Here is a 17,106-nt window from a genome sequence, read left to right as displayed (position 1 = left end):
TACCTCGAGCAAAAAGATTGCCACGCTTCCGAGCAATGCAAGAGTCCAGTGGTTGCGCACCGCGGGTTCCTGGCAACAGGTTCGGACCAATGCAGGCGTTGGCTGGATGCAGTCCAGCAAGCTTTCCGCCAAGGCTATCCAAGTTGTGCCGCCTAAGCCGCCGGTATCCTTCAGCGCCCCGCGCTGGACCACGGCGAACCTAAATCTCCGCTCGGGTCCAGGAACCAGCAATGGCTCCATTGGCGTGGTTCCTAAGGGTGAGAGAGTCCTGCTCGGGCGATCTTCGGGTGGCTGGGCCAACGTCAAGACCCGCAAGGGCACGGGCTGGGTGAGCGATGACTACCTGTCGACCGCGGCGCCCAAGCCGGCGGTCGTGAAGCCGATCCCTCCGAAACCCAATGCTGTCACTTTCAGTGCTCCGCGCTGGACCACGGCGAATCTGAACCTTCGCTCGGGTCCGGGAGCCAGCCATGGCGCCATTGGTGTCGTGCCGCAGGGTGAGCGGATCCTGCTCGGGAAATCCTCGGGTGGCTGGGCCAACGTCAAGACCAGCAAGGGCACCGGCTGGGTGAGTGTGGTCTACCTTTCCACAGTGGCTCCGCCGCCGCCCGTAACCACCCAGTACAGATGGGCCACCGGCAACGTGAACCTGCGCGCCGGGAATTCGACGGTGTACCCGATCATGGGCGTGATTCCGGCCGGGGAACGGGTCACCTACCTGCAGTCCAAGGCTGGCTGGGCCCGTGTGGCCAGCAGCCTCGGCACCGGATGGATGAGTGAAGACTACCTTTCCAAGACTGCCGTCGCCACACTCCAACCCGATACTTTGGCGGTGAATGCCGCAGTGAAGGCACGGTTCCCGAGCTACGTTTATGCATACGGAGGAGTGCGAGCCGGTTCCGTTGGGCACAGTAGTGGCCGCGCCACAGACCTCATGATCAAGGACTACAAGAGCGCCCAGGGAATCAAGAATGGCGACGAAATCGCACGGTTCCTGATCGCCAACCGCGAGTCGCTGGGGATCAGCTACCTGATTTGGAAGGACAAAATCTGGCTGGGTCCTGCAAAGGGCTGGGAAGAGTATTCGAAATCCGGCAAGTACGGCCAACAGTTCGTGAACCTGTGGAATGATACGACGCTTCACCTGGACCATATCCACGCGGAGACTTACGGGGATTCCGGTACCGGGGCGCGGCTGGTCAAGTAGCGCCGTCAGGTCCTTGCCCGAAGCGGGGGAGTGCAACGGATGTCATCCTGCGCGGGTGTTCAGTTCGCGCAGGATTGCGGACTGGATCAGTCGATTGCGGACCTTGATGTTGATGGGCCGCCCGGCCATGTGCATGCCATAGGCGATTTTCTCGACCTTGCGCTCGGCGCGACCGAAGATGTTATCGATTTCGTCGGTTGGCAGTGACTCGATGTAGTGCCAGATGAGTTGTTCGTGGGCAGAACTGTCGCGTGACCCGGTGAATTCGTTTCCAGACACGGCACGCCTCCTACAAATCAGTCTGGCATTGGCACATGAAACGCGCCACCATGATCCGCCTTGCTGACAGAACCGCCGGGAGAGTAGTACCAGGCCTTGTAGAATCGATGATGGTGTTTCGCGGTATTGGCTCGTGTCCATTTCACCGAGCGGTCCCCGTAGGGGGAACGTGCCCGTCTTTCCACCACCGATTCTCTTGATAGGACCAAAACGCCATGAGCTTGATCCGGCTAAACGATGTCAGCGTGCGATTCGAAAACAACCAGATCCTGCGCGAGGCGTTCTTCAAGCTTGAAGCGGGAGACCGGGTCGGGCTTATCGGCAGGAACGGTTCGGGCAAGTCGACTTTGCTGAAGCTCATCCTTGACCAGGTGGAACCGGACGCCGGCACGGTGGCCGTGGAGCTGGGAACCAAGATCGGTTACTTCTCACAGTTTTCCGAACTGAACGGGGCTTCGACCATCTCCGAGGTGCTCGACGAACTCTTTGTGGAGGTCAAGACCATCGAGGCGGAACTAGCGGAGATTGATGCGGCCATTGCCGCCGATCCCAAGGCAGATGAAATGGATCGGTTGATTCACCGCCAGTCCGAGCTCTTTGAATCCATGGATCGATTGGATGGCTGGGATTACCCCCGTTCCATCGACACCGTGCTGACCAAGTTGGGCTTCGACGAGGCCCATAGGATTTGTTCCATTGATTCGCTGTCAGGCGGCTGGCGCAACCGTGCGGCACTCGCGAAGATCTTGCTCGAGGACCCGGATGTCTTGCTTTTGGATGAGCCGACCAACTTCCTCGATGTTGCGGGCGTTGAATGGCTGGAGAACTGGTTCAAGTCATTCAAGGGTGCGGCGATCATCGTGTCGCACGACCGCAAGTTCCTGGACGCGGTGGTTACAAGAATCATTGAGGTCGAGAATTTTCACCTTCACGAGTACCCGGGCAACTTCGCCGAGTACGTGGTGGCGAAGCAATTCAAGCTCAAGACCCTCGAGTCGCAGTTCCTCCACGAGTCCGAACTTTTGGCCTTTGAAGCCGAGGGTATCTCGGACCGTCGAGAAGCAGCCAAAGCCGTAAGCAAGGGCCTGGACAACAAGCTCTCCAAGATCAAGAAATCACGCGCCCCACGCCCCGTGGACAAGATCATCACCGAAATCTATGGCGGCCTGCACATCAAGGACACCCTCTGCCGGGTCGAGGGCCTGTCAAAAGCCTATGGTGAGAAGACACTCTTCACCGACCTCAGCTTTGAGGTGCGCCGGGGCAATCGCATGGTGATCCTCGGTGCCAACGGCAGCGGCAAGTCGACGCTGCTGCGTGTGTTGACCGAGCAGGAAAAACAGGATTCGGGATACGTGACCTGGACCAAGGGCGCCGCAGTGGTTTCCTATAACGAGATCCTTGACGAGCTGGATCCTGAAGATACCGTGACCCATGCGGTCAACGCCATGCCGAATTCCTTGGCCTTCCGCGCGACGAAGAAGTCGGTGAACCGATTCCTGGCCATGTTCCAGTTTTCCGAGGCCGATTTGAAGAACCGCATCGGCAACCTTTCCGGTGGCCAGCGCGCCCGTGTGGCAATGGCCATGTGCCTGCTCTCGGGTGCCTCGGTACTGATTCTGGATGAGCCCACAAACCACTTGGACATGTCGAGCACCCAGGTGATGGAGCGCGCGCTGCTTCATTTCCCTGGTGCCGTCGTGGTGGTCAGCCACGACCGGTTCTTCACCGAGAAGATCGCCAACCGCTACCTGGTGTTCGGGGCGGAGCACGCCAAGTCCGGCGAAGTAGCTGTCCGCGGGGCCTGAACGCAATCCGAGGATCTAGGGGATCAACATAGGCGGGCGGTTTTCTGGCGGCCGCTGAAGAATACGTTCAACCCTTTCACGCCGCATTCCGGTTATGGATCGTGCTGCTCAGGGATAAGACACCCGCCTGGTCTACTAGCTGCGATTCCACAATCGGCGGCTCGGTTGGCGGTCCAATCCCCAGAATCGGCAATGCGCCATAATTTGTCGACGAATCCAACGGTATGTGAAGATGCTCACAATGTGGCTGTGTGATCCCGTAACATCCCGCCGTGGAACCGGGTATATGACAAAGCGGACGATATTCTGGCCTTTCTGGTCCGGACGATCCCGGACCATGCATCCAGCCCACTGAAATAGCAAAGGTGCCACCCCCGTGTCTGTAAACAAGCCAGTCGTCCTATTGGCCGAAGAACTCTCGCCCGCAACTATTGCGGCCTTGGGTCCCGATTTCGAGATTCGCCAGACCGACGGTGCGGACCGCTCCCAGCTGCTGGCTGCCATTGCCGACGTTGATGCCATCCTCGTTCGTTCCGCCACCCAGGTGGATGCCGAGGCCATTGCCGCGGCGAAGAACCTCAAGGTCATTGCCCGCGCGGGCGTTGGCCTGGACAACGTGGACATCAAGGCCGCCACCCAGGCCGGCGTCATGGTCGTGAACGCCCCGACCTCCAACATCATTTAGGCAGCCGAGCTGACCGTGGGCCACATTGTCTCCATGGCCCGCCGCATCCCCGCAGCCAACGCCTCCTTGAAGAGCGGCGCCTGGAAGCGCAGCTCCTACACCGGCGTGGAACTCTTTGAAAAGAAGGCCGGCATCATTGGGCTCGGCCGTATCGGCGCGCTCGTGGCAGCACGCCTGCAGGGCTTCGGCATGGACATCCTTGCCTACGACCCGTACATCACCCCGGCACGCGCCCAGCAGCTTGGCGTCACCCTGGTGGATCTGGACGAGCTGTTGGCCCAGTCCGACTTCGTCACCATCCACATGCCCAAGACCCCGGAAACCGTTGGCATGCTTGGCAAGGAAGCCTTTGCCAAGATGAAGAACTCCGCGTACGTCATCAACGTCGCCCGCGGTGGCCTCGTCGACCAGGATGCCCTTTATACGGCTTTGAAGAACGAGGAAATCGCCGGAGCCGGCATTGACGTCTTCGTCCAGGAGCCGAGCACGGATCTCCCGTTCTTTGAATTTGAGAATGTCACGGTCACCCCGCACCTGGGAGCCTCGACCGACGAAGCCCAGGAAAAGGCCGGCGTCTCCGTGGCCAAGTCCGTTCGCCTGGCCCTGGCCGGGGAACTGGTTCCGGACGCGGTGAACGTTGCCGGCGGTGTCATCGATGAGAACGTTCGCCCGGGCATCCCGCTGATCGAGAAGCTGGGCCGCATCTTCAACGCGCTGACCGTTGGTTCCCTGACCAACATCGATGTTGTGGTTGCCGGCGAGATCGCGGCCCTGGACGTGAAGGCGCTGGAGCTCTCGGCCCTCAAGGGCGTCTTCATGGACGTTGTCTCCGATCAGGTCTCCTACGTCAACGCCCCGGTGCTGGCCGAACAGCGCGGCGTGGCAACTCGCCTGGTCACGACCCCGGATTCACCCGAATACCGCAACCTGCTGACCGTCAAGGGTGCTTCCAGCGAGGGAACGCAGCTTTCGGTCGCCGGCACGTTGACCGGCCCGAAGCAGATCGAGAAGCTCGTTGGCATCAACGGCTACGAGATCGAAATCCCGATCACCGACCACATGATCGTTCTGCGCTACGCAGACCGTCCGGGTGTCATTGGCACCTTGGGCAACGTGCTGGGTGAGCAGGGCGTTAATATTGGCGGCATGCAGGTTGCCCGCAAGGAAGAGCGTGGTGAGGCAGTTGCTGTGCTGGCCATTGATTCGGCACTGCCGGCCGGAGTGCTGGACATCGTTCGTGCCGCTATTGGCGCCACCGTGGCCCGCGAGATCAACCTCGAGGACTAACCTCCCGGTATCCAATAAATAGCGTGCCTCGCGTGCCGCTGGTGCTTTTCCTGACGTTATGTCAGAAAGACTGACCGGCTGGCAGGCGGGGCACGCTTTTGTTTGCCATTCAGGAACGAGCCCGACGGCCTCTCGGACAGTTGTCGAGTTCACCAACAAGAGGCGTTGAATTTCCGTGGTCCCAAGTCACGTGGACCGGAGGCCGGTGAACGGTGTCGAACGGCAGGGCCGTTCCGTGAGATGAATAGAAAACACCGAGGTGGCCCGCGCGTTTTTCGATGGGATCTTTTGCACGGCATAGGATTGAATGATGATGTCTCAGAGCGCTATTTTCGTGGATGCCAGTTTTTTGCTAGCTATTGGAGGACACCGTGCCTCCGGAACAACGCTACGTGCAGCATTTACGGTCAACTATGAGGCACTGATAGACGGGATCCTCAAGACGGCCAAGGAATTCAGCGGCCTGGAAAACCTGAGGATCTATTGGTACGACGCGGCCAAGGACGCAATTTTCACGGACCAGCATAAGCGCATCGGGCTGATACCTGGCGTTAAGGTTCGTCTGGGTCGCATTTCCTTCAACGGCGAGCAAAAAGGCGTAGACCTGAAACTGGGTCTGGATCTGGTTGGCATTGCCCGCAACCGTGCCGCTTCAGTCGCCTTCCTGGTCTCTGGCGATGACGATCTCGCGGAAGCCGTGGAAGAGGCCCAGGACCTGGGCATGAAGGTCGTCTTGATCGGTGTCCAGAAGGCTGACCACCGCCTGGGTGTGGCCTCGGTTGCCGAGCACCTTGCCCTGCGCGTGGACAGCATCATTACCTTGCCCGAGGAACTCATCAAGACTTCGTTCGTGAAGGCCGTGGCCTGGGACCTGGGGCACGCGGCCCAGGCCGCCACCATCGCCAGCGCAGGCACCGCTGCGAGGGAAGTTGAAGCCGACGCTGTTCCACAGCCGGCGACTCCGAAGCCGGTCGGCCCCAAGCCTCCCACACCCGCATTGCTGAACCAGCGCCCCAAGTTGCAGGCGCCGGTGCAACCTCCCGCCCCGGTGCAGCCGGACTACCAGCTCGTGTATAGCTCAACGCAACAAACGTCGGGGTTTGCAAGAGGAGCGGGCGCTGACGCGAGCGCCATGGATGTAGCTTCGGAAGTGGGCAATAGCGTGGCCAAGAACTGGCACGCCAGCACGACCCCGGCCGAGCTGAAAGACTTGATGTCGGATCGCCCGCTCCTTCCGCCGGAGATTGACAGGGTGCTGCTCAAGGATTGTGCGCAACGTCTGGGCGAATGGAAGACGGATCTGCAGGATATTCGTCGTGCCTTGCGTGTTGCCTTCTGGGACCAGCTCGATCAGCTCACATAGGGGTCCCCGATGGGCGTATCGGGGCCAAACTACGATAGATTTCTATGGTGACTTCTGAGCAGACTCCGTTTTTCATCACCACCGCCATCTCCTACCCGAACGGCGTGCCACACATTGGGCATGCCTACGAGGTGATCGCCACCGACGCCATGGCTCGGTTCAAGCGCCTTGACGGTTATGACGTGTTTTTCATGACCGGCACTGACGAGCATGGCCAGAAGATGCTTCAGACGGCCGAACGCGAGGGAATCACGCCGCGAGAGCTGGCACAGCGCAACTCGGATGCCTTCCAAGCCATGAACGACGAGCTGGGAATCAGCTACGACAGGTTCATTCGCACCACGGATTCGGACCATTACGCAGCCGCGCAGGCCATCTGGAAGCGCATGGAAGCCAATGGCGATATCTACCTCGACAAGTACGCCGGATGGTACTCCGTGCGTGATGAGGCGTTCCACGCCGAGGACGATACCGAGCTACGTGAAGACGGCCTTCGCTACTCCAAGGAAACCGACACCGAGGTTGTATGGACCGAAGAAGAATCCTACTTCTTCCGCCTTTCGGCATACCAGGACAAGCTTCTCGAGCTTTACAAGTCCCAGACCGAGTTCGGTGCACCCCAAACCCGTTTCAACGAAGTCATCCGCTTTGTCGAGCGGGGACTGGAAGACCTGTCAATTTCGCGGACTACCTTCGACTGGGGCGTTCCGGTTCCCGGGAACAAGGACCACGTCATGTATGTGTGGGTCGATGCGTTGACCAACTACCTGACCGGCACTGGTTTCCCCGATATCGAATCGGAGTCCTTCAAGAAGTATTGGCCGGCAGACGTCCACGTTATTGGCAAGGACATTTCGCGTTTCCACGCGATCTACTGGCCCGCCTTCCTGATGTCAGCAAAGCTCCCTTTGCCGAAGCGCGTGATGATCCATGGTTTCCTTCACAACAACGGCGTGAAGATGTCCAAGTCCTTGGGCAACGTCGTTGCACCTGCAGACTTCGTCTCCCAGTATGGTCTGGACCAGGTCCGGTACTTCTTCCTTCGGGAAGTTCCCTTCGGTGCTGACGGAAGCTACAGCCACGACTCCATTGTTGGACGAATGAACTCCGACCTTGCCAACAACTTGGGCAACTTGGCACAGCGGTCATTGTCAATGGTCGCCAAGAACTGTGGGGGAGCGGTACCAACTCCCGGAGAGCTGACGGACGCGGATCAGCAGATCTTGGCTGAGGCCGGGGAACTGCTTGAAATTTGCCGAGACTCGTTCTCACGCCAGGAATTTAGCAAGGCGTTGGAAGCCATCTGGACGGTTCTGGGCGATACGAATGCCTACTTTGCCGATCAAGCGCCTTGGGTGCTTCGCAAGACGGACTTGGCGCGCATGGAGACAGTTCTTTACGTGACATTGGAAGTAGTTCGCCGCGTTGCGTTGCTGGTCCAGCCCGTAATGCCAGCAGCCGCTGCATCGTTGCTTGAGGTTCTGGGCCAGCCGGAAGGATCGGCACGCGAGTTCGGTTCCTTCGATACAGCGCTCGTAGCGGGCACTGAGTTGCCACCTCCGGCGCCGATATTCCCTAAGTTTGAAAGCTAAGGCACATCAAGTACGAGGTAATTGCCGCCGACCGATTAATTCACGAATTCCCCGAAACGGCGCTTTCAGGTAAGTCGGTAAGATGCTCAGGACGTTTGGTTAACAATGAGCGAACATTGTCAAAATTCCGGCATCTCGCAGGGTGTTGATTCTCACGAGGCGGTTGGAGTTTTGCCTGCCATCACGGCATCTCGTCCTGGTGACGTGGAGATCGTTCTTGCAGTCGTTTTCGTTGCCGTCGCTGTGAGTTCGGTCCTGATTGCTAACTGGTAGATATGAGAAAACGTAGGGCTTTCATGACTCAAAGCTTCTCGCCCTGGTGAAGACTTGGCCAAAGTTGAATGTTCAAACAATGTAGTGAATAAAGATCTTGCATCGTACACAAATGCGATGCACGGGACCGATTGCCCGTGTCGGCCCGCAAACCCTGGATGAGCTTTTCCACTAGGATGAATGATGATATTTGTCTTGTCCTAAGTCATCAAACGTTGTAGAGAGAAGGACTGCGTTTTGCCCAAACGAGTCGATAAATCCAAGTTGCTACTTGCCATACGCCTGTTGATCGACGTAGTCCTGTCGTTCGGGTTAGCATTCGCAACTGGCTTTCTGAGTTCAAACGCAGTCCTTGGAATAATTGTTGGTGTATTAGCCGTGGTGTTCCTCGCCGCGCGAACCATGCTGATGCAGCGTGACGGTCTTGCCAATGCGAAGTTCCGTAAAGATACACGTGAGCAGATGCGCAGAATTCGTGTAGATGCGTCAAAAAAGGCTGCCCCGTTGACGGGGAAGGCACTTCAGGATCAGATCCGTGATCTGGACCAGAAAATTGAAATCTCGCAGCGAAATATCGCCAACGGCATTAATTCCTTGTCCGCAACGGTACAAGCCGTAGGAGCAACTGGGCCCACATCTCCAGCAGCGGCTGGTCAGGCTCATCCAGTAGTGCTAACCACTGCCGAGCCTACACAGGCGATCCTGGCTGCCGATATCAAGAAGCGCGCCAAGCGGCCGGCACCCATTCGTAATGTGGCCTCAGCCTATAAGCCGATAGTCGAAGGCGAACGGGTGCAGTGGGCACTGTCTAAGGAAGGTCGCGATACATGGACCGCCGACGATGAAAGCCAGGCATACCGTGGTTCGGATTTGCCGTACAGCCATCAAATTCCTGTAGCAATGATTGCCGACGACTTTACTTTCGGCAGTTTCCAGCCGGAGTTCAAGACCGTGCGACTAAAGCCTCAGACCTGGCGCCAGCAGATGGATGCGAACAAGCCGCAGATGTTCATTTGCGAATCCGCGTGGCAAGGTGGATCACCAAGTGAACACCCATGGCAGGGAAAGATCTACACCTCAATTCGTTTCAAACACGAGAACCGCAAAGAACTCATCGAGATTCTGAATTACTGCCACGAGCAGGGAATTCCGACAGTGTTCTGGAACAAGGAAGATCCGGTCCACTTCTCTGACCGAATCAATGACTTCATTCGAACTTCCGCATTGTTCGATTACGTGTTCACGACCGCTGAAGAGTGCGTTGAGCTCTATATCCGTGACGTTGGCGTTCCATATGCAGATGTACTGCCGTTCGCAGTGCAGCCGAAACTCTTCAACCCAATCGGTTCTTACGGTGCAGATTCCAGCGTCAACTTTGCGGGTACATGGTATGCGCGATACCCACACCGGGCAAAGGCCGCTTCGAGGATTATTGACAAGGTCCTGGCCTCTGACAATGAGATGGTTATCTACGACCGCATGTATTCGTCGCCAAGTAAGGCTTACGAGTACCCGGAGCGCTACAAGCAGTACACTCGTCCGGCGATCTCCTACGAAGAGACTGCAGACGCATACCGCAACTCAAAGTACGGCATCACCCTGAACACCGTGACCGATTCCAAGACCATGTTCGCACGCCGAGTGTTCGAACTTGCCGCTTGTGGCGTCGTGGTCCTTTCCAATACAGCGATGGGCGTCAAGCACTTCTTCGGTGACAGCGTTTACTACGCCGACTCGGATGATTTTGATTTCAGCAAGATCAGCGATGCCGAGTTCTTGACGCAGCAGCGCAACAGCATGCAGATTGCCTTCCAGAACACATATCGTCACCGTGCAGAACAGATCCTGAATGCCGTGGGCATTGAACATGCAAGCTATTTCGAGAAGGTTCAGCTCGTTGCCCGCGTAGATGACGAAAAAGCCGCGGAGCGAATCCTCGCATATTTCGAGGCCAATCGAGCCAAGTTCAGCGGATTACTCATCGTTTTGACTGATTCTGCAGACCAGACGTTGGCGATGGAACTCACTCGTAAGCTTCCAAGCACTGTCCGAGTCATTCGCCAAAATGAAATTGACACCCGTTCCATTCGTTCACGAAATGTCTTGAACTCCCGTAAGGCCCTACTGATTGACACCCGTGAAGGCTCCTTCCTGGAGGAACCCGACCTTGCGTATCTGATCGACGTGGGTAGCTCTATGAATGAAGCAATCGCTGTGACGGATCAGCCTGAGTTCAATCGATTCCGCTACACCCGCCAATCGCGCCCGAACAACGTTCTCGTGAATGCGGAACAGGTGTTCCCGGTTCTAGCCGAACGTTCCAACGACTCATCGATCTTCCTGGTCTAGAAGGATACTTAGATGATTAGCATCATTATTCCCACGTACAATTCCATCGCGAAGATGGACGAGACGCTGGCTTCGTTGCGGGCGATCCCGAATACTATACCTCACGAGGTCATCTTCGTTGACGATCAGTCCAAGGACAATACCTACGAAGTGCTGGCGGCTCAATGCGAGTCCGAGGCTTTCTGGAAGCTTTTTCGTCTGCCGGAGAATTCGGGATCCGCAGCCAAACCCCGTAACTACGGTATTGACAAGGCAGAGGGGGAGTACCTCTTCTTCCTCGACTCTGACGACATTCTGATCCCTTCAGGTTTGGTCAATGCCTACGAGCACGCGGTTCGTTTCGACAGTGATGCTGTACGCAATAGTCTCCAAGTCGTGGCACCCAACGGAAAGTCACGTATGTCCGACCGCATCCCGGGCTGGGACAAGGTCAAGGATGCCAGCTCCAGGCTGCGCGTTATCGCCAAGTATCAGAGCCTTACGTGCTCATTCCTGATGCGTCGTGATGTTGTCATCGATAATGAAATCCGCTTCCTGGAAACCCGCCGCATCGGCGAGGACATCACCTTTACAGCGGAAGTACTTACGAAGTGCAAGAACGTGGCTTATCGCGATGTCCCAATTCGAAAGTACGTCAAAAACGATGACGACGAAGCCTCTGTCACGCAGAAGTTGGATTCCCAGAACTTCCGGGACTTTATCGAAGCTTGGTCTGATGTCGATGCCATCCTTGGTACCAGCGGAGTGTCGTTCGTTAAGGAGCACGGCCACGCGGCCATGGACTACGCCCTGAGACAGTTCATCTGGTTCAAGACCGAGGACCTGTCCCGCGATGTCTTTGACCACTTCAGCGAGTTTTGCAACGTTCACTGGAACCTCATCGCTGAATTCCCATTCACACGTCGCCTAAGCGAACTGGTGCTGGCAGCACGTGACGGCAACTACGAAGAGTTCGTTGACGCTTGCAAGACGCGCCTCGTTCTTGCGGGCCACGACCTGAAATTCATGAACGAACTGCTGCCGGAACTCAAGAAGCGCTACAACGTCCGCACAGACAAGTGGACGGGGCATGAAACCCACGATGCATCATTGAGCCAGGACCTGCTGGACTGGACCGATTACGTCTGGGTCGAATGGCTACTAGGTGCGGCTGTTTGGTACTCGAACAATGTAACGTCACACCACCGTCTTGTTATCCGAGCGCACCGTAGCGAGATGACTGTAGATTATGGTTTGCGAGTCAAGACCGAGTCCATTTCGAAAATAATTGCCATCGCGCCTCATTCGCTCAATGACTTCAGTGACCGCTTCGATATTCCGTATGAGAAGTTCAACCTGATTCCAAACGCCTTCGACGTGAATTCCTATCAGACCACCCCGGACGATGCAGAAAATCGACGGTTCGAGTTGGCTCTGATTGGCAGTGTGCCGGCTCTCAAGGGCTTCCACCGAGCAATTGAATTGCTCTCGCAGCTGCGAAAGATTGATGATCGTTACCGACTGCGCGTCTACGGGAAGAAATACAATGAATACGCATGGGTAATGAGTTCCGAATCTGCACGTCGGTACTACGACACGTGCGATTCACGCATTGCGGAGCTTGGGCTCGAAGGCCACATTCACTATGAGGGTTGGGTGGACACTAAAGAATCCCTTCGTAATGTCGGCTTTGCTTTGTCTCTCAGTGATTTTGAGGGTATGCAGGTTGCCCCGGGCGAAGCATTCTGTGCCGGTGGACAGGGACTTTTCCTTCCGTGGCGCGGTGTTGAAGCTTGTTACCCAGCCGAATTCATCTTTGAAACGATTGAGTCGATGAGGGACTACATCCTGGAGATGCGGGATGACGCAGTGTCCTTCAGTCGCGCGTCGAATTACGGTCGTCATTTCATGAATGAACGGTATGATATTGGAATGGTTTCAAGTCAAGTCGTTGATCTCTTGGACCGAGTTCGTGCTTAGGCTTTGAAATGGAGAGTGAATGCATGTCTGCTGAGCATGCTATGGATACCCGTGTTTTACTTGACGGGTACGCGGGGGAGTTTTCCGACGGATCGCCAAAGGGTTGGATCGTTAGTAAAGATGACCGTGGATATGCATTCACCCTACCGAATGGGGCTTTGATTCATTCGGTAGAATTGCAAGATGAAAGTGTCTGGACTCAGATACCGCAAAAAGATTCGAACACTACGATCCTCTGGCGGAATTCTCTTGCGTACTTAGTCCGCCTCTTTGAATTCGAACTAAGCCAACGATCCGTAGAGACCGCTCGAAATGTAGTTGAAAGTTTCTTGCGTTGGATAGAAGACAAATCAGCCGAAGACCCAAAGTCTTTGAAGTCGGGCAGCCTCGATCATCAAGGTGCTTTGCGCATCCGTACGCTTATGTCGCTCATTTCAACCCTGTCTCGTACTGGTGATTCCGAAAACTTTGAGGTATTCCAAGGCCTTTTTAATCGCTTGATTGTCGTCGAAGAACGGCTGTTGGATCATCTGGACCTCTACCAGCCAAACAACCATGGAATTATGCTGGGTATGGCGCATCTTCACGCATCCACTTTGTTCCCCGCGAGTGCCCAATTGCGCGACGCCAGCGATTGGGTCAAAGCACTGTACGAAACACTTGGTCAGATCATCGATGCGGATGGAATCGCGTCTGAGAATACTCCGATCTATCAGGTCTTCTATGTTTCATTGATCGAAGACGTCTTGGCCTTCCTTGTCTGGAGCGGTCAATTCCCAGGAAAGGTTAGGATCTTTCAGCTGCTATTACGTGCAGCTCAAATTGGCGTGCAAAGGCAGCTATTGCCAAATGGGGCGGTACCGCCGATCGGCGATAGTCCAGGTGGGATGCAACATAGGTTTAGGCCCCTTCTCGGTAAGTTGTGGTCTCCTGCCAATGGTTTGGCAATTACCAGCTCTGAATCGCACTACCTTTCCTTCATAGCTGGATTCAAAAGTGTGATCCATAAACAACTCGATGAACTAAGTGTTTGCTGGTGGCTAAATGGAGAATTCGTATTACGTGACGCAGGGCTTCTAAGCTACGATCAAAGCGATCTCGTTGCTGCATCGATGCGCGGGCACCAAGGCCATTCACTGCCGACCTACGTGAGATTTGATTCTTGGACTACACGCGAGACGATCTCGTTCGGGAAGAACAGCAGCCGGCTGCGGGCACATTTGATCTCAGAAGAGCGAACAGCCGATTCGACAAAGTTCCTCGGTAAATTGAATTTTGATGGAAATAAGGTTTTAGAACGTAATGTTAGTTTGTTCGGTACGAATCGACTTTCTATTACTGACAGCTTTACCGCTACGACACACGGGGATGCATTGGTCCGTTTCGTGTTCGATCCATCCTTGAAAGTCGAGTCACATGAAGCTGGCAGCGGATTAGTCTTGCGATCTGCGAACCGTCGAGTTGTTGTGAAGTTCCGCGGTGACGGTACCAAATCTCCAATTGGTAGTGTGGTAAAAGAAACTCATGTAGCGATTCAGCACTATTCGGCAGCAGCTACCAAAGAAATTTTGATAACCGCAGTTGGTACCGAAGGCCCATTCCGTATTGAGACGGAAATTCTCGTAGAAGATATCTGATAGGTGTATTTATGATTGGTGTCACTGGCATCCTTAAAAGTCTCCCAATAACTTTTCCTCTGTCGTTCGCTGAGAACTCCGGTAATATGATTCATGGTGACGTTCCTTTTCGAATGTTCCGCGAATCATACCTGGCCATCGATCGATCCTGGCCTGGCTATGATGAAGGCGATCGATTCAAGGACTTCGTCAACGGTTCCTGTACTCATGTAGTAATAACATGTGCAAATATGTTTAGGGCCAATGATTTTGGACCTAATATCAGAAAGCGTTATGTGAAGCTTGAGGAAATGCTATCTGGTTACAAGAAACCAGTTATCCTCTTTGGCTTGGGCGTCCAAGCAGCAGAGCAAGATCTCAGTAAGGTGGACTTTCCACCCGAGGCAATTTCCGCCATGCAAGCTATTTCAGAAAAAGCCCACTCAGTCAGTGTACGAGGTGAATTTACAAAGTCTGTTCTGGCGAAATACACCAACGTTGATAATGTTTTTGTGACGGGATGTCCAAGCTTTTTTAGCGCACCAGAGTCATTTACTCAGCTTCAAGCCAATTTGAGCCATTTGAAATCAAACGATTCGCCCAGATTTTCCTTCAGTGGAACTCACTTCAACAAAAAATACGAACAGCGTCTTCTTCTAAAGGCAATCCAAGGTAATGGCTTCTTAATTGAACCTCAAAATAAGGATAACTACATATTTCACCGCGAATCTTTAGATAATCCTGAATTAGTCCAGGTCCCGGATCATTTTCGAAACTTGTTGACCGGACCGCGGCCTGAATTGTCCAGGGCCGAACTCGTCGAGTTTTTCTCGAATAGATTTAAGATGTTTCGTGACATCAAGCCATGGGACGAATTTAATAGGGAATTTATTGACTTCACTTTCGGTACAAGATTCCATGTTAATATGTCGTCGATATTGAGTGGGAAGCCTGCGTTATGGCTAACCCATGATTCGCGAACTCGCGAACTGGCGCAGACACTTAATCTGCCTTCTCTGGAAATTGAAGAAGCGTCCAGTATGGATATGAGTGAAATAATTGAAAGTGCTGATTATTCTGCACTCTTCGATAATTTAGATAATATGTTTGAAACATTTAATGATTTTCTTCGCCATTCTGACTTGCCAACCGTCGCTATGCCGAGACTCAGTTGAGCTAATAGTTGCACGCACACAATCAACGGATTTGCTTAAAGTGGCGATCCCCTTGTCTGCAGAACACTTTGCGAGAGGTCGGCCAATATGGGTCGTATTGTGTTTGCCGTATTGCCTATACGTCGAGCTGACATGAGCTTTAGAAGCTTATTTGAGAATGTATTTCAGGATTTGATGGAAGTGAGAAAAGGTGGATGTAGGCCTCGAAGTGCTGAGTAGCGATCGCGGAATGACTGTCGCGATTAGAAATTTCTTTCAACTCGAAGTGAGTATTTCGGGAACCGATCTTGTGCCCGGGGTTTTCAGATTATTTCGCGGTCGCGAACTTTTGACTTCGAAGCGTTCGAGTGACGGAAAATTTTCATGGAACTTGGAATCGTATGGCCATTATAGTGTGGAATACAATCCACGCAGTGAATTGAACTCTTTGACGCCGATTTCCGCTGGTTTTCGTTTCAACGGTTTTGGTGCCGATCCAAATCAAAAATCGCTTTCAAGAATCGCAATTCTAGGCGTTTCTCGCTTGGCCTTGGTGATTAGCGAATTACTCAGAGAAACTAAAGAAGCAGAAGTTGTCTTCGTTTCTCGAAATCCAGAACACATCGGCAGAATTTTTGCTGGCGGTAGAATCTTGGCTTTTGACGATGTCGACGTTAAGGATTTCGACCAGTGGATATTGATGAATGGCGTTACCCTGGACGTTGAGAGTACTTTTCGCGGTTCGCATTGTGCTTACGGCTATTTGACTTCAACGAGTCCTGGCCCAATTGAACCTTACTTGAATAGTCTGACGATTATGCAATTACATGAAATGGCTCATGATTATCACAAGAGTAATGTTCAAATAGGTGCGGATTTCATTACGAGATACCTGCGAAAACGGTTCGGTTCAGTCTTGCCCGCCTCTGTCGACCTATCGGGCGTCAGATTTGCCTATGGGTGCATCAGCACGGTAATCAACAAGAACGCCATAGTAGGAAAGAACGTGACTATTGGTCAGAATGTGACTATCGGTGGCCGCAATGGCATTGACCCGGTTCTTGAAGATAATGTTTGGATTGGTGCTGGCGCGGTCGTACTTGGATGCAAAATCGGTAAGAATGCGACGATTGCTGCCAATGCTGTGGTAACCAAGGATGTTGCTGCAGGCGCGACAATCGTAGCTGCACGCGTCCGAGAGTTGGGATGACGTTACATCTTCGATGCAGTCAATTCATATCTTATCTAGCTTTGTTTTTGAATTGACTTATGCTTCATTCACCTGCGGCTCGAATTCTTCCTGAGGCCTCGAGGGCAGTCTTCAGTAGCTGTGATGCTAATTGTTCCTATTGCATTTGCCGTGATTTATGCTCACACGTCCTGCCCTGGTGCAGGTGAGGGCGTGATTGCTAAATAGCGTCTGATGGTACCGGTGTTCTGGCGACCTGGTACCGCACCCACGGCATAGGTGGTACTGGCGTTCCGGCGAGTGGGTACCGTGTCCAGCATTTTTCGTATTGGCCAAGAACCGTTG

General features: G+C 54.2%; 10 protein-coding genes and 1 pseudogene. 10 read left to right on the top strand and 1 reads right to left on the bottom strand.

The window, feature by feature from the left end; all coding sequences use genetic code 11:
* A partial coding sequence (locus ACLQ7E_RS20240; RefSeq protein ID WP_411734378.1) for an SH3 domain-containing protein occupies positions 1 to 1,207 on the top strand: 1,207 nt, incomplete at its 5' end.
* 42 nt (positions 1,208 to 1,249) lie between these two features.
* Here the strand turns inward: ACLQ7E_RS20240 and ACLQ7E_RS20235 are convergent.
* Positions 1,250 to 1,486, bottom strand: a complete 237-nt coding sequence (locus tag ACLQ7E_RS20235) for a hypothetical protein (RefSeq protein WP_411734377.1) — start codon at positions 1,484 to 1,486, stop codon at positions 1,250 to 1,252.
* A 245-nt stretch (positions 1,487 to 1,731) separates the two neighbouring features.
* Between ACLQ7E_RS20235 and ACLQ7E_RS20230 the strand changes: the two genes are divergently transcribed.
* The 9 genes and pseudogenes from ACLQ7E_RS20230 to ACLQ7E_RS20190 all read left to right on the top strand — a co-directional run bounded on the left by ACLQ7E_RS20230 (position 1,732) and on the right by ACLQ7E_RS20190 (position 16,782).
* Positions 1,732 to 3,294, top strand: a complete 1,563-nt coding sequence (locus ACLQ7E_RS20230; protein ID WP_411734376.1) for an ABC-F family ATP-binding cassette domain-containing protein — start codon at positions 1,732 to 1,734, stop codon at positions 3,292 to 3,294.
* 376 nt (positions 3,295 to 3,670) lie between these two features.
* Positions 3,671 to 5,266 (top strand): annotated as a pseudogene (gene serA, locus ACLQ7E_RS20225) (phosphoglycerate dehydrogenase).
* 307 nt (positions 5,267 to 5,573) lie between these two features.
* The gene (locus tag ACLQ7E_RS20220; RefSeq protein ID WP_411734375.1) at positions 5,574 to 6,629 is read left to right on the top strand and encodes an NYN domain-containing protein; all 1,056 of its coding nucleotides are present in this window, start codon (positions 5,574 to 5,576) and stop codon (positions 6,627 to 6,629) included.
* Positions 6,630 to 6,673: 44 nt separating this feature from the next.
* Complete coding sequence (gene metG / locus ACLQ7E_RS20215; RefSeq protein WP_411734374.1) at positions 6,674 to 8,221, top strand: methionine--tRNA ligase; 1,548 nt, start codon at positions 6,674 to 6,676, stop codon at positions 8,219 to 8,221.
* A gap of 510 nt (positions 8,222 to 8,731) precedes the next feature.
* The gene (locus tag ACLQ7E_RS20210) at positions 8,732 to 10,843 is read left to right on the top strand and encodes a glycosyltransferase (RefSeq protein ID WP_411734373.1); all 2,112 of its coding nucleotides are present in this window, start codon (positions 8,732 to 8,734) and stop codon (positions 10,841 to 10,843) included.
* A gap of 12 nt (positions 10,844 to 10,855) precedes the next feature.
* Complete coding sequence (locus tag ACLQ7E_RS20205) at positions 10,856 to 12,802, top strand: glycosyltransferase (protein ID WP_411734372.1); 1,947 nt, start codon at positions 10,856 to 10,858, stop codon at positions 12,800 to 12,802.
* Between the two features lie 23 nt (positions 12,803 to 12,825).
* The gene (locus ACLQ7E_RS20200) at positions 12,826 to 14,439 is read left to right on the top strand and encodes a heparinase II/III family protein (protein ID WP_411734371.1); all 1,614 of its coding nucleotides are present in this window, start codon (positions 12,826 to 12,828) and stop codon (positions 14,437 to 14,439) included.
* 11 nt (positions 14,440 to 14,450) lie between these two features.
* Positions 14,451 to 15,593, top strand: a complete 1,143-nt coding sequence (locus tag ACLQ7E_RS20195) for a polysaccharide pyruvyl transferase family protein (protein ID WP_411734370.1) — start codon at positions 14,451 to 14,453, stop codon at positions 15,591 to 15,593.
* 229 nt (positions 15,594 to 15,822) lie between these two features.
* The gene (locus tag ACLQ7E_RS20190) at positions 15,823 to 16,782 is read left to right on the top strand and encodes a serine O-acetyltransferase (protein WP_411734369.1); all 960 of its coding nucleotides are present in this window, start codon (positions 15,823 to 15,825) and stop codon (positions 16,780 to 16,782) included.
* Positions 16,783 to 17,106 lie beyond the last annotated feature (324 nt).

Origin of the sequence: Paeniglutamicibacter sp. (genome assembly GCF_046714615.1) — a bacterium.
In the GTDB taxonomy this organism is placed as follows: domain Bacteria; phylum Actinomycetota; class Actinomycetes; order Actinomycetales; family Micrococcaceae; genus Paeniglutamicibacter.
The sequence above is the reverse complement of the archived record's forward strand: the minus strand, read 5'-3'. Positions and strand labels throughout refer to the sequence as shown.